The organism is Acidimicrobiales bacterium (genome assembly GCA_035547835.1).
Taxonomy (GTDB): domain Bacteria; phylum Actinomycetota; class Acidimicrobiia; order Acidimicrobiales; family Iamiaceae; genus DASZTW01.
In genome coordinates this window covers 23,957-47,665 of record DASZTW010000005.1, presented here as the reverse complement: position 1 = coordinate 47,665, position 23,709 = coordinate 23,957, and the positions used below count along the sequence as shown (strand labels likewise).

General features: G+C 71.7%; 24 protein-coding genes. 17 read left to right on the top strand and 7 right to left on the bottom strand.

Going from position 1 to position 23,709, the window contains the following annotated elements; translation table 11 throughout:
- Nucleotide 1: 1 nt before the first annotated feature.
- The 10 genes from def (at nt 2) to VHA73_02615 (ending at nt 8,081) form a co-directional block, all read left to right on the top strand.
- Nucleotides 2–538: a peptide deformylase gene (gene def, locus VHA73_02660; protein ID HVX16908.1), complete on the top strand. Its 537-nt coding sequence runs from the start codon at nt 2–4 to the stop codon at nt 536–538.
- Between the two features lie 19 nt (nt 539–557).
- Nucleotides 558–1,448, top strand: coding sequence for a methionyl-tRNA formyltransferase (locus VHA73_02655; protein HVX16907.1), 891 nt, complete (start codon nt 558–560; stop codon nt 1,446–1,448).
- A complete protein-coding gene (locus VHA73_02650) occupies nt 1,441–2,673 on the top strand; it encodes a transcription antitermination factor NusB (protein HVX16906.1) in 1,233 nt (410 codons plus the stop codon). The genes VHA73_02655 and VHA73_02650 overlap by 8 nt, the downstream gene beginning before the upstream one ends.
- A 9-nt stretch (nt 2,674–2,682) precedes the next feature.
- A complete protein-coding gene (locus VHA73_02645; protein ID HVX16905.1) occupies nt 2,683–3,156 on the top strand; it encodes a MogA/MoaB family molybdenum cofactor biosynthesis protein in 474 nt (157 codons plus the stop codon).
- Entirely contained in the window at nt 3,144–4,211 is a 1,068-nt protein-coding gene (gene ribD, locus VHA73_02640) for a bifunctional diaminohydroxyphosphoribosylaminopyrimidine deaminase/5-amino-6-(5-phosphoribosylamino)uracil reductase RibD (protein ID HVX16904.1), read from the top strand. The genes VHA73_02645 and ribD overlap by 13 nt, the downstream gene beginning before the upstream one ends.
- 156 nt (nt 4,212–4,367) lie before the next feature.
- The gene (locus tag VHA73_02635) at nt 4,368–4,943 is read left to right on the top strand and encodes a riboflavin synthase (GenBank protein ID HVX16903.1); all 576 of its coding nucleotides are present in this window, start codon (nt 4,368–4,370) and stop codon (nt 4,941–4,943) included.
- Nucleotides 4,944–5,033: 90 nt separating this feature from the next.
- Complete coding sequence (locus VHA73_02630; GenBank protein ID HVX16902.1) at nt 5,034–6,359, top strand: bifunctional 3,4-dihydroxy-2-butanone-4-phosphate synthase/GTP cyclohydrolase II; 1,326 nt, start codon at nt 5,034–5,036, stop codon at nt 6,357–6,359.
- Nucleotides 6,360–6,380: 21 nt separating this feature from the next.
- Nucleotides 6,381–6,875 carry a 6,7-dimethyl-8-ribityllumazine synthase gene (gene ribH / locus VHA73_02625; protein HVX16901.1) on the top strand — a complete coding sequence of 165 codons (495 nt, stop codon included), beginning with the start codon at nt 6,381–6,383 and terminating at the stop codon, nt 6,873–6,875.
- A 64-nt stretch (nt 6,876–6,939) separates the two neighbouring features.
- Nucleotides 6,940–7,815 carry an ATP phosphoribosyltransferase gene (gene hisG, locus VHA73_02620; GenBank protein HVX16900.1) on the top strand — a complete coding sequence of 292 codons (876 nt, stop codon included), beginning with the start codon at nt 6,940–6,942 and terminating at the stop codon, nt 7,813–7,815.
- A gap of 11 nt (nt 7,816–7,826) precedes the next feature.
- Entirely contained in the window at nt 7,827–8,081 is a 255-nt protein-coding gene (locus VHA73_02615; GenBank protein ID HVX16899.1) for a cold shock domain-containing protein, read from the top strand.
- A gap of 182 nt (nt 8,082–8,263) precedes the next feature.
- Here VHA73_02615 and VHA73_02610 read toward each other — a convergent pair whose 3' ends face one another.
- Together VHA73_02610 and VHA73_02605 are read right to left on the bottom strand one after the other, a co-directional pair.
- On the bottom strand, nt 8,264–10,033 hold the full coding sequence (locus tag VHA73_02610; GenBank protein ID HVX16898.1) for a CocE/NonD family hydrolase: 1,770 nt from the start codon (nt 10,031–10,033) through the stop codon (nt 8,264–8,266).
- A 142-nt stretch (nt 10,034–10,175) separates the two neighbouring features.
- The gene (locus VHA73_02605; GenBank protein HVX16897.1) at nt 10,176–10,655 is read right to left on the bottom strand and encodes a hypothetical protein; all 480 of its coding nucleotides are present in this window, start codon (nt 10,653–10,655) and stop codon (nt 10,176–10,178) included.
- A gap of 313 nt (nt 10,656–10,968) precedes the next feature.
- Here VHA73_02605 and infC point away from each other — a divergent pair, with 313 nt between their 5' ends.
- The 7 genes from infC (at nt 10,969) to pheT (ending at nt 17,737) form a co-directional block, all read left to right on the top strand.
- Entirely contained in the window at nt 10,969–11,628 is a 660-nt protein-coding gene (gene infC, locus VHA73_02600) for a translation initiation factor IF-3 (GenBank protein ID HVX16896.1), read from the top strand.
- A 57-nt stretch (nt 11,629–11,685) separates the two neighbouring features.
- Nucleotides 11,686–11,880: a 50S ribosomal protein L35 gene (gene rpmI, locus VHA73_02595; protein ID HVX16895.1), complete on the top strand. Its 195-nt coding sequence runs from the start codon at nt 11,686–11,688 to the stop codon at nt 11,878–11,880.
- A gap of 90 nt (nt 11,881–11,970) precedes the next feature.
- Nucleotides 11,971–12,336: a 50S ribosomal protein L20 gene (rplT, locus tag VHA73_02590; GenBank protein ID HVX16894.1), complete on the top strand. Its 366-nt coding sequence runs from the start codon at nt 11,971–11,973 to the stop codon at nt 12,334–12,336.
- A gap of 19 nt (nt 12,337–12,355) precedes the next feature.
- Complete coding sequence (locus tag VHA73_02585) at nt 12,356–13,189, top strand: RNA methyltransferase (GenBank protein ID HVX16893.1); 834 nt, start codon at nt 12,356–12,358, stop codon at nt 13,187–13,189.
- Between the two features lies 1 nt (nt 13,190).
- Entirely contained in the window at nt 13,191–14,216 is a 1,026-nt protein-coding gene (locus tag VHA73_02580; protein HVX16892.1) for a HAMP domain-containing sensor histidine kinase, read from the top strand.
- 130 nt (nt 14,217–14,346) lie between these two features.
- The gene (gene pheS, locus VHA73_02575; protein ID HVX16891.1) at nt 14,347–15,345 is read left to right on the top strand and encodes a phenylalanine--tRNA ligase subunit alpha; all 999 of its coding nucleotides are present in this window, start codon (nt 14,347–14,349) and stop codon (nt 15,343–15,345) included.
- 16 nt (nt 15,346–15,361) lie between these two features.
- Nucleotides 15,362–17,737: a phenylalanine--tRNA ligase subunit beta gene (gene pheT, locus VHA73_02570; protein HVX16890.1), complete on the top strand. Its 2,376-nt coding sequence runs from the start codon at nt 15,362–15,364 to the stop codon at nt 17,735–17,737.
- A 103-nt stretch (nt 17,738–17,840) separates the two neighbouring features.
- On the opposite strand, the gene ilvD is transcribed toward pheT, so the two are convergent.
- The 5 genes from ilvD to VHA73_02545 form a co-directional block, all read right to left on the bottom strand.
- Nucleotides 17,841–19,703, bottom strand: coding sequence for a dihydroxy-acid dehydratase (gene ilvD, locus VHA73_02565; GenBank protein HVX16889.1), 1,863 nt, complete (start codon nt 19,701–19,703; stop codon nt 17,841–17,843).
- Nucleotides 19,704–19,814: 111 nt separating this feature from the next.
- Nucleotides 19,815–20,969, bottom strand: coding sequence for an S-adenosylmethionine:tRNA ribosyltransferase-isomerase (locus VHA73_02560; protein HVX16888.1), 1,155 nt, complete (start codon nt 20,967–20,969; stop codon nt 19,815–19,817).
- Nucleotides 20,966–21,706: an SDR family oxidoreductase gene (locus VHA73_02555; GenBank protein ID HVX16887.1), complete on the bottom strand. Its 741-nt coding sequence runs from the start codon at nt 21,704–21,706 to the stop codon at nt 20,966–20,968. Before VHA73_02555 ends, VHA73_02560 begins: the two co-directional genes overlap by 4 nt.
- A gap of 173 nt (nt 21,707–21,879) precedes the next feature.
- On the bottom strand, nt 21,880–22,527 hold the full coding sequence (locus VHA73_02550) for a response regulator transcription factor (GenBank protein HVX16886.1): 648 nt from the start codon (nt 22,525–22,527) through the stop codon (nt 21,880–21,882).
- A 4-nt stretch (nt 22,528–22,531) separates the two neighbouring features.
- Nucleotides 22,532–23,668: a GAF domain-containing sensor histidine kinase gene (locus VHA73_02545; protein HVX16885.1), complete on the bottom strand. Its 1,137-nt coding sequence runs from the start codon at nt 23,666–23,668 to the stop codon at nt 22,532–22,534.
- Between the last annotated feature and the right edge of the window lie 41 nt (nt 23,669–23,709).

Genomic DNA, 23,709 nt, shown 5'->3' with positions numbered 1-23,709 from the left:
CATGGCACCCCATCAGATTCGCCAGTACGGCGACCCGGTGTTGAAGCAGGTCGCCGCCGAGGTGACCGACATCGACGGCGCGCTCGTCAAGCTGGCCGACGACATGATCGTCACGATGTACGAGGCGCCCGGCCTCGGCCTCGCCGCGCCGCAGGTGGGAGTGCAAAAGCGGATGTTCGTCTACGACACCGGAGACGGCGCGCACACGATCGTGAACCCGCAGATCATCGAGGCAGACGGCGAGTGGGCCTACGAGGAAGGGTGCTTGTCGATCCCCGGTCTGTCGTTCGAGTTGGTGCGGCCCAACCGGGTGCACCTGGTCGGCTACGACCTCGACGGCAACGCGGTGTCGATCGAGGCCGAAGAGCTCGAAGGTCGCTGCTTCCAGCACGAGCTCGACCACCTCGACGGTGTGCTGTTCGTCGACCGCCTCAACGGCGACCAGCGCAAGGAGGCGCGCCGCGCGCTGCGCGAGCTGGTGCTGGCGCGCGACGCAACCCCTGCGGCCGCGCCCTCGCTCGGGCTGCGCCTCGGTTGACCGGTCGCCGGTCGCGCCGGTGACGCTTCCGCTGCCCGATCGGCCGCACCGTCTGGTGTACCTGGGCACGCCGGAGCTCGCCGTGGCGCCGCTCCACGCCCTTGTCGAAGCGGGCTATGAGGTGCCGCTCGTGGTCACCCGCGCGGACAAGCGCCGGGGGCGCCGCGGTGCCGCGGAGCCGAGCCCGGTCAAGGCCGCGGCCGCCGCGCTCGGCTTGGCCAGCACCACCGACGTCGATGAAGCGCTCACCGTGGGCGCCGAGCTCGGGGTCGTCGTGGCGTTCGGTCGGCTGATCAAGCCGCACGTGCTCGCCGCGCTGCCGATGGTCAACCTGCACTTCTCGTTGCTGCCGCGCTGGCGCGGCGCGGCGCCGGTCGAGCGGGCGCTCCTGGCCGGCGACGAGGTGACCGGCGTCTGCTTGATGGACGTGGTCGACGAGCTCGACGCCGGCGACGTGTTCGCCCGCCGCGAGGTGCCCATTGGCCCGCGGTCGACGCTCGAAGAGCTCCGCGTCGAGCTGGTCGACGCCGGCATCTCGCTGCTGCTCGACGGCTTGACCGAGGGCTTCGCCCCACCGGCCCCGCAACGGGGCGAGGTCACGTACGCCGACAAGCTCACTGCCGACGACTTCCACCTCGACTGGCGCCGACCGGCCAACGAGGTCGATCGTGTGGTGCGGGTGGGCAACGCCTGGACGACCGCCGGCGGGCGCCGCTTGAAAGTCCTCGCTGCCCGACCGACCAGCGGGGGAGGCGGGCCGACCCGTCCACCCGGAACCGTGGACGGCACGGTCGTCGCGTGCGGCGACGGTTCTCTGGAGCTCGTGGAGGTGCAGCCCGAAGGGAAGCGCCCGATGGCCGCGGCCGATTGGCGACGCGGCCATCCCGGCGAGGTCGTGCTGGGTGGCTGAGCGCCGCGGTGGCCGTCCGCCCCGACCTCGCCGACCGTCGATCCCCCGGCCCGCACCGAAACCGGCTCGCCGGGACGACGCGCGCCGCGTGGCGCTCACTGCGCTGGCCCGCATCGAGGAAGAGGACGCCTACGCGAACCTCGTGCTCCCGCCGCTGCTGGGCCGCTCGAAGCTCGACCGCCGCGACCGGGCGCTCGTGACCGAGCTGGTGTACGGCACCACGCGCATGCGACGGGCGTGCGACTGGCTGGTCGACCGGTTCGTGCTGCGCGACCTCGATCCCGAAGTGCGCCGCGTGCTGCGACTCGGCGCATACCAACTGCACCACATGGGGGTCCCGCCGCACGCGGCGGTCTCCGCGACGGTCGGGCTGGTCGACGGTCGCGCACGTGGGCTGGTCAACGCAGTGCTGCGACGCGTGGCCGACGACGAAGCCCGCCGCCGCGCCACGGACCCGCCGGCCGCCCTGCCGTGGCCCGACGACGCGACGCGCCTGAGCTATCCCGACCACGTGGTCGAACGGCTGCGCGCCGACCTCGGCGATGCCGACGCGCTCGCCGCCCTCGCACAGATGAACGAGGCGCCGGAAGTGACCACCCGCGCCGACGGCTACGTGCAGGACCTCGCCAGCCAGTGGGTCGTCGACCTGATCGATGCGGGGCCCGGGGACCGGGTGGTCGACGTCTGCGCCGCGCCCGGCGGCAAGGCCACCGGCCTCACCGCGGGGGGCGCATGGGTGGCTGCCACCGACCGCACCGCGAGCCGGGCACGGCTGGTCGCGGCCAACGCCACCCGGCTGGATCTGGCCGGCAAGGTGGGGGTGGCCACCGCCGACGCCTTGCACCCGCCGTTCCCGCCCGCGACGTTCGACCGCGTGCTGCTCGACGCACCCTGCGCGGGCCTCGGTGTCCTGCGCCGCAGGCCCGACGCCCGCTGGCGGGTCGACCCCGAGGCGGTCGACCGCCTCGCCGCGCTGCAACGGCGCCTGCTCGCCGCGGCCGCGCCCCTGGTGCGGCCAGGTGGGGTGCTCGTGTACAGCGTCTGCACGCTGTCGGCCGCCGAGACCACAGGGATCGACGAGTTCGCCGCCGAACAGCTCGACGGCTTCGTGTCCTTGGACCCACCCGCCGCGCCGTGGCGCCCGCACGGCCGCGGCGCCCTGCTGCTGCCGCAGGCCGTGGGCACCGACGGGATGTTCATCTTGCGCCTGCGCCGCGGTCAATAGGCTCCGGCCATGCCCGATCGTTGGCCGGCCAAAGTGATCACGGTGTCCGACAGCGCCGTGGCGGGGGAGCGCGAGGACAAGTCGGGTCCCGCGCTGGTGGCTCGTCTGGGTGAAGCGGGTTACGACGTGGTCGACCACTTGGTGGTGGCCGACGGCGACGAACCGGTCACGGCCGCGCTGCTGGCGGCCACCGAAGGGTTCGCGGGGTTGGTGGTCACGACCGGCGGCACGGGGTTCGGGCCTCGCGACCGCACGCCCGAGGCCACCCGCGCGGTGCTCGAGCGCGACGCGCCTGGGATCGCCGAGGCCATGCGGTTGGTCAACCCGCTCGGGCGCCTGTCGCGAGCGGTCGCCGGCACCCGCGGCGAAGCGTTGATCTGCAACGTGCCCGGATCGACGGCTGGTTCGGTGGAGTGCATCGAGGCGGTGCTCGACATCGTCCCCCACGCGCTGGCGCTCCTGTCCGGCGAATGGCCGCACTGAGGAACGGTGAGCTGGTGACCGGCGCGGGGCGCGACGACACGTCGAGTCGTGGCTCGACGGCCGACGAAAACGGCATGGCCGAGGCGCTCGCCGCGGCCGCCACGGTACGGGCCACGACCAGCCCGAACCCCTGGGTCGGCGCCGTGGTGGTCACAGGCGGCGGATCGCGCTTCGCCGGCGCCACGCAGCCACCCGGTGGCTCGCACGCCGAAGTGGCGGCGCTGCAAGCCGCGCGCGAGGCGGGCGCCGACCCCGCGGGCGCCACCGTGTACGTCACCCTCGAGCCGTGCAGCCACCACGGGCGCACGCCGCCGTGTGTCGACGCGCTGGTCGCCGCCAACGTGGCGCGGGTGGTGGTGGCGGTGGAGGATCCCGATCGGCAGGTATCGGGCGCCGGCATCGCCGCGCTCCGCGCAGCTGGGATCGACGTGACGGTGGGCGTCGGCGCCGATCGCGTCGAGGAGCAGCTGGCCCCCTACCTGGTGCACCGCCGCACCGGCCGTCCCTTCGTGGTGCTGAAGGTCGCCACGACGCTCGACGGCCGCACGGCTGCCCCCGATGGCACCAGCCGGTGGATCACCGGGCCCGAAGCCCGCGCCGACGTGCACCGCCTGCGCGCCGAGTCCGACGCGGTCCTGGTGGGTGCGGGCACCGTGCGGGTCGACGACCCCGCGCTGACGGTCCGCGACGGCGACTGGCCGGGCGGTGACCCGTTGCGGGTGGTGCTCGGCCACGCCCCTGAACGCGCCAAGGTGCACCCTTGCGTCGAGCTGTCGGGGCCCCTCGACGGGGTGCTCGACGAGCTGGGTGGCCGTGGGGTGGTCCAACTGCTGGTCGAGGGGGGCCCGACGGTGGCGGCCGGGTTCCATCGCGCCGGGTTGGTCGACCGCTACGTCTGGTACGTCGCTCCGGCGCTGTTCGGTGGCGACGATGCCCGTCCGGCGTTCATCGGCGCCGGCGCCCCCACCATCGACGCCGTCTGGCGCGGCTCGGTCGCGTCGCTGGATCAGCTCGGCGCCGATGTGCGCGTGGTGATCGACGCGGTGCGCGGCTGAGGCGTTCTGCTGCGGGCGTCGGCGGTCGCGCGACGGTCGCCCGTCCGGCGTTGCGGTGTCGCCGGCCGGGTTCGGGCTGCACGGAGTGGCCGGTGGCCGTCGTCACGGGGCTGCGCAAGTGGGTGATCGACACCGGGAGCCGGTACCGTCAGCGCGGTGTTCACCGGCATCGTCGAGGAGTTGGGCTCGGTCGTCTCGCTCGACGGCGGCCGGCTCCGCGTGGCCGCCCGCAAAGTGCTCGACGGGGTCGCGCTGGGCGACTCGACGGCGGTGAACGGTTGCTGCCTCACCGTCGTGGCCTGGGGTGACGGCTGGTGGGAAGCCGACTTGAGCGAGGAGACGCTTGCCCGGACCGCGCTGGGTGGGCTCGCGCCGGGCGACCCCGTGAACCTCGAGCGTCCGGTGCGCTTGGCCGACCGGCTCGGCGGCCACCTCGTACAGGGCCACGTCGACGGCGTCGGCCAGGTGCGGGTCGCGGCGCCCGATCTCGAGGTCGCGGCGCCGCCCGACATCCTGCGCTACCTCGTGCCGAAGGGATCGATCACCGTCGACGGCATCAGCCTCACGGTGGTCGAGGTCCGCGACGGCAGCTTCACGGTGGCGGTGATCCCGCACACGGCCGAGGTGACCACTTTGGGGGGGAGGGTCCCCGGCGATCCGGTGAACCTCGAGATCGACGTCGTGGCCAAGTACGTGGAGCGACTGGTGGACCCGCATACGACGCCGAGATAAATACGTGACAGTCTGTTACAGAATTGGTACGATCGGGAGGTGCACCTTGCCGTGCACGGACCCGACGACCACGAGCCCAGTGGTGGAACCATGACCGATCCGGTTGACACGCCCACGAACCCCGGCGAGGTGCCCGACGCCAGCCCCGACCACGCGTCTGGCGCCGACGGCGACTCGGGCGCGGCCCGGACGGGCAGCGACTTCGCGTCGATCGACGACGCGGTGGCAGCCATCGCGCGCGGCGAGATCGTGGTGGTCGTCGACGACGAGGACCGCGAGAACGAGGGCGACCTGATCATGGCCGCCGAGCACGCCACCCCCGAGAAGATCGCGTTCTTCCTCCAGCACACCGCTGGCTACATCTGCGCACCGATCACCGCGGAGCGAGCCCGCGAGCTCGACCTGCAGCTCATGGTGGCGAACAACACCGAGGCGCAGCGCACGGCGTTCACGGTCACGGTCGACTACCGCCACGGCACCAGCACCGGGATCTCCGCGTTCGACCGCTGCGCCACCATCCAGTCGATGGTCGACCCCGCCACCCGCCCCGCCGACTTGAGCCGGCCCGGTCACATCAACCCGCTGATCGCACGCGACGGCGGTGTGCTCAAGCGGGCCGGTCACACCGAAGCCGCGGTCGACCTCGCCCGCCTGGCCGGCCTGTACCCGGCGGCGGCCATCTGCGAGATCGTCGACGACAAGAAGATGGGCATGGCGCGGGTGCCCGAGCTCAAGACGTTCGCCCAAGAGCACGACCTGCTGATGATCACGATCGCCGAGATGATCCGCTACCGCCGCCAGAACGAGAAGCTGGTGAAGCGGGTGGCCGAGGCCCGCATCCCCACCCAGTGGGGTGACTTCACGTGTTACGTGTACGAGTCGTTGCTCGACGGCGAGCAGCACCTGGCACTCGTGCGCGGTGCGGTGCAAGGTGAGCACGACGTGCTGGTCCGGGTGCACTCCGAGTGCCTCACCGGCGACGTGTTCGGCTCGCTGCGGTGCGACTGCGGCGTGCAACTCGCGGCGGCCATGCAGCTCATCGCGGAGCGCGGGCTCGGCGCAGTGATCTACCTGCGCGGGCACGAGGGGCGCGGCATCGGCATCGGCCACAAGATGCGCGCGTACCAGTTGCAAGACCACGGCCACGACACGGTCGACGCCAACCTCGAGCTGGGGCTGCCGGTCGACTCGCGCGAGTACGGCATCGGCGCCCAGATCTTGAACGACCTGGGCATCACCACCATGCAGCTCATCACCAACAACCCCGCCAAGTACGGGGGTCTCGAGGGCTACGGGCTGCAGATCACCGGTCGGGTCCCGTCGCTCACCGCGCCGAACCCCGAGAACATCCGCTACTTGCGCACCAAGCGCGAGCGCATGGGTCACCTGATCGAAGGTCTCGACGAGATCCTGTGACCGACGTGCTAGCCAATGGCGATGGCCACCGACGTCGCTGCTGCTGACCGGGAGCAACCCGAGCTCGACGGCACCGGGATGCGCATCGCGATCGTGTGCGGGCGCTTCAACGACCACGTCACCTCACGATTGCTCGACGGCGCGCAGCGGGCGCTGGTGGCGGTGGGAGTCGCAGAGGCCGACGTGAGCGTCACGTGGGTACCGGGCGCGTTCGAGGTTCCGCTGACGGCTCGCACGTGGGCGGTGTCGGGTCGGGTCGACGCGGTGATCGGCCTCGGGGCGGTGATCCGCGGCGAGACCAGCCACTACGACTTCGTGGCCGGCCAGTGCGCGGAGGGCCTCCAGCAAGTGGGGCTCGCCACCGGCATCCCCGCGGTGTTCGGCGTGCTCACCACCGAGAACCTCGACCAGGCGTTGGCACGCTCCGAAGGCCCGGGCGGCCACAACGTCGGCGAGGAGAGCGCCAAGACCGCGGTCGAGATGGTCGCCACGCTGCACGCGATCCGCGACGCGTGAGCTGCACGGCCTCGACCGATTTCGGGTTGGGCAGCGCGCAGCCACGCGCCTACCGTCGACACCCGTGCTGAAGCTCGTCCTCCCGAAGGGATCGCTCGAGAAGGCGACCCTCGAACTGTTCGCCGCTGCCGACCTGCAGGTCAACCGGTCGTCGTCGGTCGACTACAAGGCCACGGTCGACGATCCGCGCATCGACGAAGTGCGCATCCTGCGGCCGCAGGAGATCCCGAGTTACGTGGCCGACGGCCTGTTCGACCTCGGCGTGACCGGACGTGACTGGATCGAGGAGACCTCGAGCAAGGTCGAGTCGCTCAGCGAGCTGCACTACTCCAAGGCCACCGCCCGCCCGATCCGCATGGTGGTGGCAGTCGCCGGCGACTCGCCCGTGCAGCGGGTCGAGGACCTGCCCAACGGCGTGCGGGTGTCCACCGAGTACCCCGACGTCACCCGCCGCTTCTTCGCCGAGCACGGGATCGAGGCCGACATCCGCCTCAGCTACGGCGCCACCGAGGCGAAGATCCCCGACATCGTCGACTGCATCGTCGAGATCACCGAGACCGGCCGCGCGCTGCGGGCGGCCGGGCTGCGCGAGATCGGCCAGATCCTCCAGTCCTACACCGAGCTGATCGCCAACCCGGCCGCGTACGCGGACCCGGTCAAGCGCCACGCGATGCACCAGATCCGTACATTGCTGCTCGGGACGCTCGACGCCCGCGGCCGGGTGCTGGTGAAGCTCAACGTCGGCGACGCCGACCTCGCCGAAGTGATCGACCTGTTGCCGTCGATGCGGTCGCCCACGGTGTCGAAGTTGTACGGCGAGGAGGGCTACGCAGTGGAGACCGTGGTGGCCAAGCGCGAGATCAACACGCTGATCCCGGCGCTGAGCGACGCGGGCGCGTCGGGCATCCTCGAGTTGCCGATCGCCAAGATCGTCCCGTAAGGGGTCACCGCATGGCGGCCACGTACCCCTTCGAGTCCCGCCGCGGCGAGGTCACCGCGTTCGACGGCCACGCCGGGCGCGGCACGGTCACCGACCGCGATGGGCTCGACTGGTTCTTCCACTGCACCCGCATCGCCGATGGTTCGCGGGTGATCAACCTCGGCGCGCTGGTTGCGTTCGACGTGGTGGCCGGCAACCTCGGCGAGTGGGAGGCCGCCAACGTGCGGCCGGCCCCGGCGAGGGGCTCCTCGCCGCGACCCGCCTGAGGACCTGCGCGGGTAGGTCGCGTGGCGGATCGTCGAGTCGGGGGCGTCCGAGGCCAGGACGCAGGACGACGGCCTCCACCAGTGAGCCGAGGACGAGGACGCCGACGCGGGCGTCATCGGCCGGCGAGACGCTGCGCACGCCTGTCCGCGCAGGTCCTGAGTGTGTCGCCCTGCCCGGGCGCTCAGCCGCCGAGCGCGGCGCCCAGGTCGCTGCCCGGCAGCACCGGGAAGCGCAGCACGGCACCCGAGCCGGCGCCGACCTTGACGAGGTTCACGCCAGGGAGGGTGGGGAGCGACGCAGCCGACTCGCCCACGATCTCGAGCCGGATGCGGTGGCCCGCCCGGAACACGTTGCCGATCGGCCAGAACTCCACCTGGTAGCGGCGGAACTGGCCTGGCGTGGCGGGCTGCTTGGTCTCGTAGCGGCCGTACGGCTCCACGATGGCGCCTTGGCCGTCGTGCAGCGACTTGCTCGCGTCGACGCCCGGGAACGACGAGTTCAGCCTTCCCGCCATCAGCGGATGGGCGATGCCATCGGGGCCGACGTCGGAGATGACCGCCCAGATGCCGGTCTCGGGTGAGGTCGAGGCGAGCTGGATGTCCAGCGCGGCCGGCCCGGCGGCCGTGACGTCGCGGCGCAGCGGCGCCGTGGAGTACGTGAGGCCCAACGTGTCGGAGATCTGCATGTCGGTGAGCACCGGGAGCTGCGCGGTGAGGGCGTTGAGCCCCATCGCCCCGACGATGGCGGCGTTGGGCGGGTCGGTGCTGGTGCTCACCGATGGCAGCGAGATGTACGCCTGCGTGGCGGCCGGGCCGGTACGCCCGAGGGTGAGGGTCCCGTCGTTGAGCGAGGTGGCGCTGCCGCTGCGGGTGGGGTCGAGCGAGAGCGCCGCCCACTGGGTGCCGGGCACGGGCCAGTCCGAGGCGTCGAGGCGGGTGTACTGACCGTCGAGGTAGGTCTGGCGGTCGCCTTGCGACAGCAGCATCTGCACGTTCGGCTGGGTGTCGATCCCGTTGTGGACACCGCGCACGTAATGGTCGAGCCAGGCGTTGGCTTCGGGCACGCCGTCGTCGGTGCCGACCGGTGCGCCGTCGTGGCCGCCCACCACGAGCAGGTGCGCGCCGTCGCCCCGCAGCGCCTGGTACGCCTGGAACGCGCCCCGCGACTCGACATCGAAGAAGCCGTCGATCATCAGGATCGGGAGATGGTTGACATCGCCGCGAAAGCCGCGCTGGCGCCACCACGAATCGAGGGTGGGGTGCAAGAAGCCGCCCGAGACGCCGGCGTCGAGCAGGCCCCCGACGACGCCGAGGCCCGAGGCCGGGTTGCGCTGGAGACGATCGGAGGCTTGGGCGAGCGCGGGCGCCCCGATCAGCGCCATGACGCCTGCGCCCGGCACGATGTTGCTGATGCCGCCGGGCACCAGCAGGTCGCGGTACAGCTCGAGCGTGCCGGACCGCAGCACGGCGGCCTTCACGCAGGGGAGCTGGAGGTGCAGCGAGTTGTAGATCGTGATGGCGCTGGCCGAAAAGCCGTTCAGGGCGAGGCTGTGGTCGCTCCAGGGTTGGTTGCACGCCCAGCGCAGGACTTCGGCGACGTCGGCCTGGGTGCGGGGGCCGAGGGCGTCGAACTGCCCGTCGGAGTCGCCGGTGCCGCGGATCTGGACCAGCAGCGAGTTGTAGGCGGAGCCGACCGCGAGGGTGCCGGAGTTGCGGCCATAGGGGCTGAACTCCACGACGGTCGGGCGGGGGACGAGCGGCGCGGCGCCGGTGAGGGTGGTCTGCAGTGTCACGCCGTCGGAGGCCGTGAAGCGCACGTCGCGGCTGGCGGTGCCGGCCGCGGCGCGCTCGGCCGACGCGCTGGCGGGCGCCGGTGGCGCGAGGGCGGTGGTGCCGGCGATCGCGGCCCCGAGCGCGACGAGCGCCGTGACCGCAGCGATGAAGCGACGCATGTGGTGCATTGGACGGAGACCCCCCAGGCGTTCAGGACGCCGCCATATTAGCGAACATCAGTGTTCGTGGATAGCCCGGGCGCCGGTGATCGGGCCGGGTCAGGCGGCCCAAGGGAGCGGGCGCGGTGGACGCTGCGGCCGCTCAGGCTTCGCCGGGCTCGGGTTCCTGGCCCGCCTCGGACTCGCCGTCAGCCGGGGCCTCGGCGGACGGCGCGCTCGCAGCGGTACCGGCGTCGGCCGCGCCGGAGATCTGCACGAAGGCGAGACGGATCTGCGCCAGCGCGTCGCGCAGCACCGCGCCGTCCTCGCCGAGTTGGTCGCCGACCGCGTCGAGCAGCGCCGCGAACGCGTCGATCGCCACGCGCGACTCGGGCAGGTTCGGCGGCTCGGAGCCGAGGTGGATGGCCGCCAGCTCGTACAGCCCCATCGCGTGGTTGGCCACCACGACGGCCGCCGGCACGCTGGCGAGCTGGCGGCGGACCTCGGCCATCTCCTTGGCGATGGCCTCCGCCTGCTCACGCGATTCGGGGTCGAGGGTGGGCGGCGCGTCGGCTCCGGCGCCGCCGCCGTCGGGGCCGTCGTCGCCGACCGGGTGTTCGCCGCCTGGGGTCCACAAGCTCATGAGGGTCGCTTCCGCTCGGGGTCGGGCTGATCAACGTGGCGCCGCCGACGCCGGAGACTTGTGGGGAATCGACGGCGAGTTGCTACCCTAGGCGCGCACAACATGAGGGAAGTGGGGTTGCGCCATGCTCCCCCACCTGGCCACCCCGGTCCTGCGGATCGAGGAGTGCGCCGGGTCGATGCACCGGATCCGCGGCTTGGCCGCGGTTTCGCGGATGTCGGCTTTCCGGCGTCCGCGTGTTTTCGTTTTCGGGCGCCATCAGCCCTGTCCATCACGTCGAGGAGAAGACGTTTCGCATGAAGAGTGACCGGCCATAGCTCCGCCACCCAGCAATGGTGAACCCCGGATCAACGAGCGCATCCGTGCCCGTGAGGTCCGGCTCGTAGGGCCCGACGGATCGCAGATCGGCATCAAGCCCCTGCCCGACGCCCTGACGATCGCCCGCAGCCTCGAGCTCGACCTCGTCGAGGTGGCCGACCAGGCCAACCCGCCGGTGTGTCGGATCATGGACTACGGCAAGTACAAGTACGAAGCGGCGCAGCGAGCCAAGGAATCTCGGAAGAAGGCCACCAACGTGGTGGTCAAGGAGATGAAGTACCGCCCCAAGATCGGTGGCGGCGACTTCGACACCAAGACCCGCAAGGTCGAGAAGTTCCTGGGCGAAGGCCACAAGGTCAAGGTCACCATCATGTTCCGTGGCCGCGAGGTGGCACACCCCGAGCTGGGGCAGCGGATCCTCGACCGGATCGCCGAGGCGGTCGAGCACGTGGGCCGAGTCGAGATCTATCCCCGCCTCGACGGGCGCAACATGACCATGGTGCTGGCCCCCGACCGCAAGGCACAGGCTGCCCACGCCGCCGCCCAGCGACGCGAGGCGGCGGCCAACGGTCGGGCGCCGGAAGGTGACCAGCCAGCGGTCCCGGCCGACGAGGCGACCGGTCCCGCAGAGCCGACCCCCACCGACCCCAACTGATTTCCGGCCCTGGCCGGCACGAACGGCCGGTGACGGCCAGCGACGACGGAGATGTCCATGCCAAAGATGAAGACCCACCGAGGCGCGAAGAAGCGCATCAAGGTGACCGGATCCGGCAAGTTGATGCGCCGCAAGGCCAACTTGAACCACATCCTCGAGAAGAAGGCCCCGAAGCGCAAGCGCCACCTGGGAGAGACCACCGAGCTCGCCCACGGTGACCGCGACCGCATGAAGAAGCTGCTCGGCCTCTGATCCGAAGGCCGCCGGGCGCACCGATCGCCCCGGCTGGCCCTGTCGGCGCAGGCCGGCACCTCCCCTCACGCACGCAAAGGAGCAACAACGATGGCCAGGGTCAAGCGCGCCGTCAACGCCAAGAAGCACCGCAAGGCCGTCCTCGGACGCGCCAAGGGCTACTACGGGAACAAGAGCCGGTCGTACCGTGCCGCGAACGAGCAGGTCATGCACTCGTTGCAGTACGCGTTCCGCGACCGTCGCGCCCGCAAGGGCGAGTTCCGCAAGCTGTGGATCCAGCGCATCAACGCGGCCTGCCGGGCCAACGGGATCAGCTACAGCCGGTTCATCAACGGGCTGCACGTGGCGGGGGTCGAGGTCGACCGCAAGATCCTCGCCGACCTCGCCGTCACCGACCCGAACGCGTTCGCCGCGCTGGTGAAGGTGGCGAGCGAGGCGCAACCCGCCGCGTCGTGAGGTCCCGCTGACCGATCCGGTGGCGCGCCGCCTCGGCTCGCGCAATCCCCGGCTCGCACGCCTGCGCCACCTCTCGCGTCGGCGGCGCCGGCGTGTCGAGGACGGCGCGTTCGTCATCGAGGGCCCGACCCTCGTGCTCGAAGCGCTCGAATCGGGGATCACCCTGGAGGAGGTGTTCGTCGCCTCCGATGTCCTCGCCGGCGACGCCGCCTCGGTGCGTGCCGTCGAGGCGGTCCGGGCGGCCGGGGTCCCGCGGTGGGACGTCGATGCCGGCGTGCTCGCCACGGCGGTCGACGTGGTCACGCCGCGCCCGATCGTGGCGGTGGCACGCATCCCCGAGGGGTCCGCACCGCTGCACGAGGCCGATCTGGTGCTGGTCCTCGACGCGATCGCCGATCCCGGCAACGCAGGAACGCTCGTCCGGCTCGCAGAAGCCTCGGGGGTGGGCGTGGTCGCATTTGGCGGAGACGCGGTCGACCCGTACGGGCCGAAGTGCGTGCGGGCGTCGGCGGGCTCCGTGTTCCGGGTTCCGGTGGCGCAAGGACCGACGGCTCGCTTGCTCGACCAGCTCCGGGCGGCCGGCCACCAGGTGTGGCTCACCGAGGCGAGCGGCGCGACCGTCTACGACCAGGTCGACTTCACGGGCCCCACTGCGTTCGTGCTCGGCAACGAGGCCCATGGGGTACCAGACCAGCTTCGAGCCCACGCCACCGGTAGCGTGTCGCTTCCGATGGAGGGCCATGTGGAGTCGCTGAACGTGGCGGTTGCCGGGTCGATTCTGTGCTTCGAAGCCGCGCGCCAGCGCCGAGCGGCGCGCGCGGGTCGCGGCGAGCCGGACGGGTTGGTCGGTTGACGTGAGCGGCGAGCTGCAGCACGTCTTGTTGCCCGACGCGGTGGTGGTGGTCGACGGTCTCGGTGTGGTCGTCGACGTGAACGACCTCGCCGTCGACCTGTTGGGCCGGGGTCGCGAGCTGCTCATCGGGTCCGAGGCCGCCGTGGTCGTGCCGTTGCAGTCCACGACGGGCCGCTCGGCGTGGACCCGGGGCCCGGTCGACGCCGCCCAGCTGCACTTGCGCACGTTCCTCCTGCATCCGCCCGGCCACGAGGCGTTCCCGGTGCAAGCCGCCGCGATCGCCCGGTCCACCAACAACGGCAACGCCGATGGCGTGATCGTGTCGTTGCGCCGCGAGCGCCAGGCTGCCGATGCCATGGAAGTGGTCGCCACCGTGAGCCACGAGCTCCGGTCGCCGCTCACTGCCGTGAAGGGCTACACCTCGCTGCTGCTCAACCGCTGGGGTCGCCTCGGCGACGACCAGAAGCGGTTCATGCTCGAGCAAGTCCACCACGACGCCGACCGCGTCACCCGCCTGGTGACCGAGCTGCTCGACATCAGCCGGCTGGAGACCGGCCGGCTCACCTTGCACCGCCAGCGGGTCGACCTGGTCGAGCTGGCCCGGTCGGTGGTGGCCAAAGTTCGCCTCGAGTACCCCGACCTCACGTGCACGTTCGAGTTCCCCGACGACTTCCCGCCGGTGTTGTGCGATCCCGACAAGATCGAACAGGTCCTCACCAACCTGGTGGAGAACGCCGTGAAGTACGCCAGTCCCGTGGGTCTCGCCGTACGCGGGAAGGTGGCCGACGGGCACGTGACGGTGTCGGTCGGCGACCACGGCGAGGGGATCCCCGCAGAGGACCTGCCTCGGATCTTCGAGCGGTTCTTCCGGGCGGGCCACAACAAGCCGAGCGGAACCGGACTCGGGCTGTGGATCAGCAGGGGGTTGGTCGAAGCGCACGGGGGGCGGCTCACCGCCGAATCCACGGTCGGGCGGGGCAGCACGTTCCGCTTCGAGCTGCCCATCCGGCCGCCGGCTTCGTCCTGACCTACGCCGGGCGCCGCCCAAATCGATTGGACGCCACCGGGAACGCTCCGACAGGGTTGCCGGCACCATGGGACCGACCAAGCGAGCACGGTATGCGCCTCAATGACCTGAGCCGTGGCGGGGCGAAGCGGTGATCGACGAGATCCGCGCGCTCGGAGCCGCGGCCGGCTCACGCATCGCGGCGGCCACGACGCTCGACGAGCTGCGCGAGCTCGACGCCGAGTACCTCGGCAAAGGCTCCGAGCTCACCCGCGTGAAGCGCGAGATGGGCGGCCTCGAGCCGGAGCAGCGCAAGGCGGTCGGCCAGGCCCGCAACGCGGCCGTCGGCGCGATCGAAGCCGCGCTGGCCGACCGGCGTGCATCGCTCGACGCGGCCGACCGGCAGGCCCGCATCGACGCCGAGCGTCTCGACCTCACCGAGGTCCGCACCCGCCGCCGGGCCGGTCACCTCCACTTGGTGACCCAGGCCATGGAGGACCTCGAGAACGTGTTCGTCGGGCTCGGGTTCACGGTTGCCGAAGGCCCCGAGGTCGAAGACGAGTGGCACAACTTCGGGGCCCTCAACTTCCCACCGGGGCACCCGGCCCGCGACATGTACGACACGCTGTACGTCGACCTCGGCGAGCCGGGCGATGTCGTGCTGCGCACCCACACGTCGCCGGTGCAGATCCGGCTGATGGAGGGCAGCGCGCCGCCGATCTACTCGGTGATGCCCGGCCGGGTGTTCCGCTCCGACACGGCCGACGCCACCCACATGCCCGTCTTCCACCAGATCGAAGGGCTGGTCGTGGACCGGGGCATCACGTTCGCCGATCTCGCCGGAACGATCGACGCGTTCACCAAGGCGTACTTCGGCGGCGACTTCAGCTCGCGGCTGCGGCCGTCGTACTTCCCCTTCACCGAACCGTCTGCCGAGTTCGACATCATCCGGCCCGACGGCAGCTTCCTCGAGCTCGGCGGGTGCGGCATGGTGCACCCCAACGTGTTGCGCAACTGCGGCATCGACCCCGATGAGTACTCCGGCTTCGCGTTCGGCTTCGGCATCGATCGCATGGCCATCACCCGTCACGGCGTCGACGACCTCCGCGACCTGTTCACCAACGACATCCGCTTCCTGGAGCAGTTCTGATGCGGGAGCAGATCTCATGAAGGTGCTCCTGTCCTGGCTGCGCGAGTTCGCGCCGATCGAAGGGTCGCCGGACGAGATCGCCGAGGTGTTGAGCGACCTCGGCCTTGCCGTCGAAGAGCAGCGGGTGGTCGGCGAAGGGCTCGACGGCATCGTCGTGGCCCGCGTCGAAGGCCTCCGGCCGCACCCCAACGCCGACAAGATCCAGCTGGTCGACGTCGACCCGGGGCGCGCGCTGCGTCCCGAGGGCGAAGCCACGCTGCAGATCTGCTGCGGTGCGTTCAACATGGCCGTCGGCGACCTCGTCCCCCTCGCCACCCTCGGCACCACCATGCCGGGCGGCATGAAGATCGAGCGACGCAAGCTGCGCGGCGAGTGGTCGAACGGGATGTTGTGCTCGGCCGCGGAGCTCGACCTCAGCCACGAGGGCGCCGGGATCCTCATCCTGCAGGCGGGCGTCGAGCCCGGCGAGCCGGTCGCCGGCGCGCTGGGTATCGGATCCGACGTGTTGTACGACCTCGAGGTCAACCCGAACCGGCCCGACGCCATGTCGGTGGCAGGTGTGGCACGCGACCTCGCAGCCCGCTTGGGCGTGCCGTTCAACTTGCCCACGCCCGAGGTCCGCGAGACCGCCGCGGGCGATGCCGGCGCGGGCGTCCACGTCGAGATCGTCGACCCCGAAGGGTGCGGTCGCTTCACCGCCAAGATCCTGCGAAACGTCACCGTGGGCCAGTCACCGGCGTGGATGGCCAGCCGCCTGACCCTGCTCGGGATGCGGCCGATCAACGCGCTGGTCGACATCTCGAACTACGTGATGTTGGAGCTCGGCCAGCCCAACCACCCTTACGACCTCGACTTGGTGGCCAACGGCACGTTGCGGGTGCGGCGGGCGGCCGGCGGCGAGCGCCTCACCACGCTCGACGACGTGGAGCGCGAGCTCGACCCCGCCGACTTGTTGATCTGCGACGGTGACGACCGAGCCGTTGGCATCGCCGGGGTCATGGGTGGCGCGTCGTGTGAGATCCACGACGGCACCACCCGGGTGCTGGTGGAGAACGCCTGGTTCTTGCCGATCGCCGTCGCCAAGACCGGTCGCCGGCTCGGGCTGCGGACCGAAGCGTCGGCTCGGTTCGAGAAGGGCACCGATCCCGAGGTCATCGACGTGGCGGCCGCCCGCTTCTGCCAGCTCGCACAGGAGATCTGCGGCGCCGAAGTGGTCGAGGGCATGGTGGACGCCCGCGGTTCGCTCCCGCACCGCCCGCCGGTCGCGGTCCGTCCCGATCGCGTCAACGCGCTGTTGGGCACTGAGCTGTCACCCGATCAGATGAAGGAGCTGCTCGACCCCATCGGGTTCACCACCACGGTGGGGGCCGACGGCCTCACGGTGGAGATCCCGCCGTGGCGTTACGACTCCGAAACCGAGATCGACGTGGTCGAAGAAGTCGCGCGGCTCTACGGCTACAGCCGCATCCCGGCCACGGTGCCGACCGCGGCCCGCTTCGGCGAGCTGACCACGCGGCAGCTCGAGCGGCGCCAAGTCCGCCGGGTGCTCGCCGGGCTCGGCCTCAGCGAAGCCATGCCGTTGTCGTTCCTCGCGCCCGGCGACCTGGTCCGCGCCGGCCTCCCCGACGACGGCATCGCGCTCCTCAACCCACTGGTCGCCGACGAGTCGATCCTGCGTACGAGCTTGCGGCCCGGCCTGCTGAAGGCGGTGGCGCACAACACCAGCCATCGCAACACCGGCGTGGGCCTGTGGGAGATCGGCCACGTCATCGGTACGCCTCCAGCCGGTCAGCTGCTGCCCGACGAGCGCGAGCACTTGGCCGTCGCGCTGTCCGGGCAGGAGGCGCCCGCGGCGGTCGAGGTGTGGCACGTGCTGGCCGAGGCCCTGGCCGTCGGCGAGGTCGACTTGGCCAACACCCCCCTGCCGGGGCTGCACGCAGGCCGCTCCGCCGCGGTGTCCGTCGGGGGAGAGGTGATCGGCGCAGTGGGCGAAGTCGCGCCCGAGGTGCTCGACGCCTTCGAGATCCCCGAGCGAGTGGCGTGGCTCGAAGTCGATTTGGGCCGCTTGCAGGATCTCCCGCACGGCGACCGCACGTACCGGTTGGTGTCGAAGTTCCCGTCGTCCGACCTCGACTTGGCGTTCGAGGTCGCCGACGAGGTGTCGGCGTTGGCCGTGGCTGCCACCATCCGATCGACCGGCGAGCTGGTGCAGTCAGTCGAGCTGTTCGACGTGTTCCGCGGCGCGCAAGTCGGCGAGGGCCGGCGCAGCTTGGCCTACCGCGTCCGGCTGCAAGCCCCGGACCGCACGCTCGACGACCGCGACTTGGCCACCGCCCGCGACCAGCTCGTAGCCGCCGTCGAGCAGACCCACGGCGCCACCCTCCGCGCCTGACCCCCCACCCCCAACCCGACAACACCCGGAGTGGGTGGGGATGTGGTTGCCCGGGCCGGCGGTTCTCCGCCCAGTTGGGGTCGAAGGGGCGATCAGGGGGTGGTCAGCGAGCGGGGTCCGACAAGCGTGAGAGGTCGCGCACGGCGCCCTTGTCGGCGCTGAGCGCCAGGGCGGCGTAGGCGCGCAGCGCCTGGCTCACCACGCGGTCGCGGCCGGTCGGCTGCCAGGGGTGCTCGGACGCCTCCATCTTGCGGCGGCGGTCGGCGAGCTCGTCGTCGCTCACCGCCAAGTTCATGGTGCGGGCATGCACGTCGATCTCGATCGTGTCGCCTTCCTCCACGAGGCCGATCAGGCCGCCGGCCGCCGCTTCGGGCGAGACGTGCCCGATCGACAGGCCCGACGTGCCACCGGAGAAGCGACCGTCGGTGATCAGCGCGCACTCCTTGCCGAGGCCGGCGCCCTTCAAGAACGCGGTCGGATACAGCATCTCCTGCATGCCGGGCCCACCAGAGGGGCCTTCGTAGCGGACCACGATCACGTCGCCGGGTCGCACGTGCTCACCGAGGATCAAGTCGACGGCGGCTTCTTGGCTGTCGACCACCCGCGCCGGGCCGCTGAAGCGGAAGAGCTCCTCGTCGATCCCCGCCGCCTTGATGACCGCACCGTCGGGCGCCAAGTTGCCCCGCAGGATCACCAGGCCGCCTTCTGGGAGGTAGGCGTGGTCGATGTCGCGGATGCAGCCGGTGGTCGCGTCGGTGTCGAGGCTCTTCCAGCGGTTGTCGGTGCTGAACGGTTCAGTGGTGCGCACGCCGCCGGGCGCCGCGTAGAACAGCTCGACGGCCTCGGGCGTCGGGTTGGCGGCGCGGATGTCCCACCGGCCGAGCCAGGTGTCGAGGTCGGGTGCGTGCACTGCGTGGACGTCGCGGTGGAGCTTGCCGCCCCGGTCGAGCTCGCCGAGCAGCGCGGGGATGCCGCCGGCCCGGTGCACGTCTTCCATGTGGTAGTCGGAGCTGGGCGCGACTTTCGACAGGCACGGCACCCGCTGCGACACGGCGTCGATCGCCGCCAGGTCGAAGTCGTGCCCGGCTTCGCGGGCCGCCGCCAAGATGTGCAGCACGGTGTTGGTGGAACCGCCCATGGCGACGTCGAGCGCCATGGCGTTCTCGAACGCCTGCCTGCTGGCGATGTTGCGCGGCAGCGCCGACGCGTCGTCGTGCTCGTACCAGCGGCGGGTGAGGTCCATGACGACCCGGCCGGCTTCCACGAACAGCTGGCGCCGGGCCTCGTGCGTGGCGAGCGTGGACCCGTTGCCGGGCAGCGACAACCCGAGCGCCTCGGTGAGGCAGTTCATCGAGTTGGCAGTGAACATGCCCGAGCACGAGCCGCACGTCGGGCACGCCGACCGCTCGACTTCGCCGAGGCCTTCGTCGTCGACTTCGTGCGACGCGCTGGCGGAGATGGCGGTGATGAGGTCGGTGGCGGCTCGGGCGACGCCGTTGACCACCACGGCTCTGCCCGCCTCCATCGGCCCGCCGGACACGAACACGGTGGGGATGTTGAGCCGTAGCGCGGCGTTGAGCATGCCGGGCGTGATCTTGTCGCAGTTGGAGATGCACACCAGCGCGTCGGCGCAGTGGGCGTTGACCATGTACTCGACCGAGTCGGCGATGATCTCGCGGCTCGGGAGGCTGTACAGCATGCCGCCGTGGCCCATGGCGATGCCGTCGTCGACGGCGATGGTGTGGAACTCCTTGGTGACCCCGCCGTTGGCCCGCACCGACTCGGCCACGATGTCGCCCAAGTTCTTGAGGTGCACATGGCCGGGCACGAACTGCGTGTAGCTGTTGGCGATGGCGACGATGGGCTTGTCGAAGTCAGCGTCGGTCATGCCCGTCGCCCGCCACAACGCGCGGGCCCCGGCCATGTTGCGTCCGTGGGTGGTGGTGCGGGACCGCAGCTCAGGCATGGATCCAGGCTACGGCCCGACTCGCCGAAGCGCCGATTCGGATCTCGCCGGTCCCGCTGCGACGCGCCGCGGCGGTCGCAGCCACCGCGGTGGCCTGGCCGCCGCTGGAGGTCAGGGCAGGACCAGGTGCAGGTCGCCGAACTCGTGCCACAGGTACGGGCCGGCCAGCGCCGCGTCGTAGCTGCGTTGCAGCAGGTCGCGCCCGGTCACCGCCTCCATCAACGCCAGGTGCGAGGCCTCGGGTTCGTGCCAGCCGGAGATGATTCCATCGATGGCCCGCACGCCCCGTTCGGGGGTGATCACCAGCTCGGTCCAACCGCCGCCGGGGTGGACGACCCCGCGGTCGTCAGCCGTGGTCTCGAGGGCTCGGGTGGCGGTGGTGCCGACGGCGACCACGCGGCGACCTTCCCAGTGTGCGTCGTTCACCACTTCGGCGGTGGCCGCCGGCACTTCGTAGCGCTCGGCGTACGGAGGCTCGTGGGCCTCGAGCGACGACACGCCGGTGTGCAAGGTGATCGGTGCGAACCGCACGCCTCGGGCGCGCAACCGCGCGACCAGCTCGGCGGTGAACGGTCGGCTGGCTGACGGCATCTCGGCGGAGCCGGGCACCTCGCCGAACACGGTCTGGTACGCGCGGATCGGCCAGGCGTCGTCGATGCAGCCGTAGCGGATCGGCCGGCCGTTGCGACCGAGGTACTCGGTCAGCGGCGCGCCGAGGTCGAGGTGCGCCACCCACAGCCGGTGCGGCGCGGGGGTGTCGACGGGGTACGTGCTGAGCAGCTCGACCTTGCCGCCGCCGACGAGGTCGATCGTCTCCCCACCTCGCCCATCGAACCAGGGCCGGGAGCCGGCGCCGCACGCGCGGCGGACTTCGACGGTCCACAGACCGCCGGGCAGCTCGGTCGACAAGTGCACGATGCGACCGTCGGTGGTCCGCACGGCCGCGGGGAGCGTCGCCGACCGGTTGACCACGAGCGCGTCGCCTTCGTCGAGCAGGTCGGGCAGGTCGGACACCGTCGCATGCACGATCGTGCCGGTGTCGCGGTGGCTGACCATCATGGGCGTGGCGTCCCGCCGGCCGCCACGGGCTTCCACGGGTGCGGGCGCGATGCGGGCCGGGTCGAGCGTGAAGTCGACGTCCGACCAGCCCTGGGGTCGACCGGCCGCGGCGGCCGCGCGGGAGGACTCCGTCCCCGGCTCGGCGCTCGTCGCGGGGAGGGCGGTCGACGCGGCGGTGGCGGTCGGCGTGGGTGTGGGGGCCGTCATGCCGGCACCTCCTGTCGGTGGTGGGCCGCCTGGTAGCGCCCGCTCGGGAACGCACCGGCGACGAGGTCGACGATGGCGGGAACCCGCACCGCGGGCAGGGGGCGGTCGGAGATGTCCTCGCCGGGGAACGCGGCCTGGTGCATGTCGGTGCGCAGGTCGCCGGGGTCGATCCGCAACACGCGCAGCTCGGGGTGCTCCTCGGCGAGCACGGCGAACAGTTGCTCGAAGGCGGCTTTTGACGCGCCGTACGTGCCCCACCCGGCGTACGCCTCGGCGGCTGCGTCGGACGTGATCGCCACCACGACCGCGCCGGACCGCAGGTGGGGGAGCAGCACCTGGGTCAGCGCCAGCGGCGCCACGACATTGGCCTCGAGCACGTCGCGGACCGCGTCGAGCGCGACTTCGTCGACGGGCGGCAGCGGCGACGGACCCAGCGCACCGGCGTTGTGGACGACGAGGTCGAGGCCGCCCAGCTCGCCTGCCGCCGCGGCCAGGTGCTCGCGATGCCGGGGCGACGTGATGTCGCCGGGTATGGCGCGCACGACGCGGTGCGACGCGAGCTCGGTGGCCGCGGCGTGCAAGGTGGCGGGGTCGCGCCCGTCGATCACCAGGTGCCAGCCATCGGCGGCGAGGCGGCGGGCCAAGGCGAGGCCGAGGCCGCGCGATGCGCCGGTGACCAGTGCTGTGGCGGGGTGCGAAGCCGGGGTGGTGGCGGTGGGTTCCGGGTTGGTGGTCATGCGTCGAACGGTACGGATCGCCATCCGCCCCGCCATCGGCCGCTGGTGGGGACTTTCCTCGGTCGGAGGTCCTAGGACCTCACCCGCCGGGCGCCGGGCGGCGCGCTCGCCGCAGAGCCGCCCCGGCATCGCTGCCGGTGGGTCTCAACCGTCGCCCCGTCAGCACTTGGCGGTCAGCCGTCGCCGGTCAGGCCGTTGCGGACCGCCCACAGCGCAGCTTGCGTGCGGTCGGCCAAGTGGAGTTTCGACAGCACCGAGCTCACATGCGTCTTCACGGTCTTCTCTGACACCACCAGCGCGGCCGCGAGCTCGCGGTTCGACAAGCCGCGACCCAGCAACCCGAGCACTTCTCGCTCGCGCGGGGTCAGCTCGTCGAGCCCGGCGACGGTGTGCGGGCGCGACACTTCGGCCAGCACCGGCTCGGCGACGCCAGGTCCCAGCACGGCGCCGCCGCGGTGGACCGTGCGGATCGCGGCCTCGAGCTCCGCGGGGGCCGCGTCCTTGAGCAGGTAACCCGACGCCCCGGCGCGCATGGCCGGCACCACACGGTCTTGGCCCGCGAAGCTCGTGAGCACCAGCACCCGTGGCGGCGCCGCCAGCGCGTGCAGGCGTTCGATCGTGCTGACGCCGTCGGCCCCGGGCAGCACGAGGTCGACCAGCGCGACGTCAGGGCGCAGCTCGGCGGCTTGCGCGACCGCGGCGTCGGCGTCACCTGCTTCGCCGACGACGTCGATGCCGGGCCGCGTGGCGAGGTACGTCCGCAGGCCTTGGCGCACGATGGGATGGTCGTCGACCACCAGCACCCGGATCACCGCGCTCACCTCGTCACCCACGAGGCACCCGCGCTTCCACGCCGGTGCCGTGGCCGGGCGCGGAGCGGATCGACAACGTGCCGCCGACGGCCTCGGCCCGCTCGCGCATCGAGGTCAGGCCGAGGTGGCGCGCCGCGACGCCGGGTTGATCAGGGTCGAACCCGGCCCCGTCGTCGACCACACGCACCCGCAGCTCTGGGCCGTCGGGCGCCAGCTGGACCTCGACGTTGCTGGCGCTCGAGTGGCGCACGACGTTGGTGAGCGCTTCTTGCACGATGCGGAAGACCTGCCGCTCGGTCTCGGGCGAGAGCACGATCGCCTCGTTGGCCACCAAGGCGGCGTGCAGGCCGTGGGCCCGCCGGTACACGTGGAGGTAGCGTTCGAGGCTGGCCACCAGCCCGTCGTCGTCGAGCGCGGCGGGCCGGAGTTGGAACACGAGCGACCGCAACTCGTCGAACGCCAGGTCGACCAGGCGCCGGGCCTCGTCGAGGGGTGCGGCGGCGGCCTCGGGGTCGGTGCCGAGGGCCGACGACGCGGTCTCGAGCGTGAGGCGCAGGCTGAACATGGTCTGCGTCATGGCGTCGTGCAGTTCGCGGGCGAGCCGGTTGCGTTCCGCGGTGACGGTGAGCTCGCGGCTCTGCTCGTAGAGCCGGGCGTGCTCGATTAGCACCGCGGCGTGCTGGGCCAGCCCCACGACGCTGGCTTGGTCCTGAGTGGAGAAGCGGGCGCCGCCTTCGTCGTTGGCGAGGTAGAAGGCGCCGACCACCGTGCCGCGAAACACGATCGGCACCGCGAGGAACGGCTGCATCTCCGGATGCGCTTCGGGCCACCAGCCGCCGAAGCGGGGGTCGGAACGCACGTCGTCGGTGCGGTGGGCGGCCGCTTCCTCCAACATGGCACCGAGCACACCGTGGGTGCGGGGGAGCGGCCCGATGTCGTCGATGGTCTCGTCGGACATGCCGTCGGTGATCCAGCACGCGAACCCACCGTCGCCGTCGGGTGTGCCGAGGGCGGCGTAGTCGGCACCGCCGAGCCGGCGAGCGGCAGCCACGAGTTGGTGCAGCACGCCGTCGAGGGACAAGTCGCCGGCCATGCCGAGCAAGGCCTCGCTGACGGCTGCCAGCGCGTCGTCCGATGGTGGTAGGGCCATGTCCGCGGCACGGTACCAGCGGCTGGCGGGGCTGCCCCGGG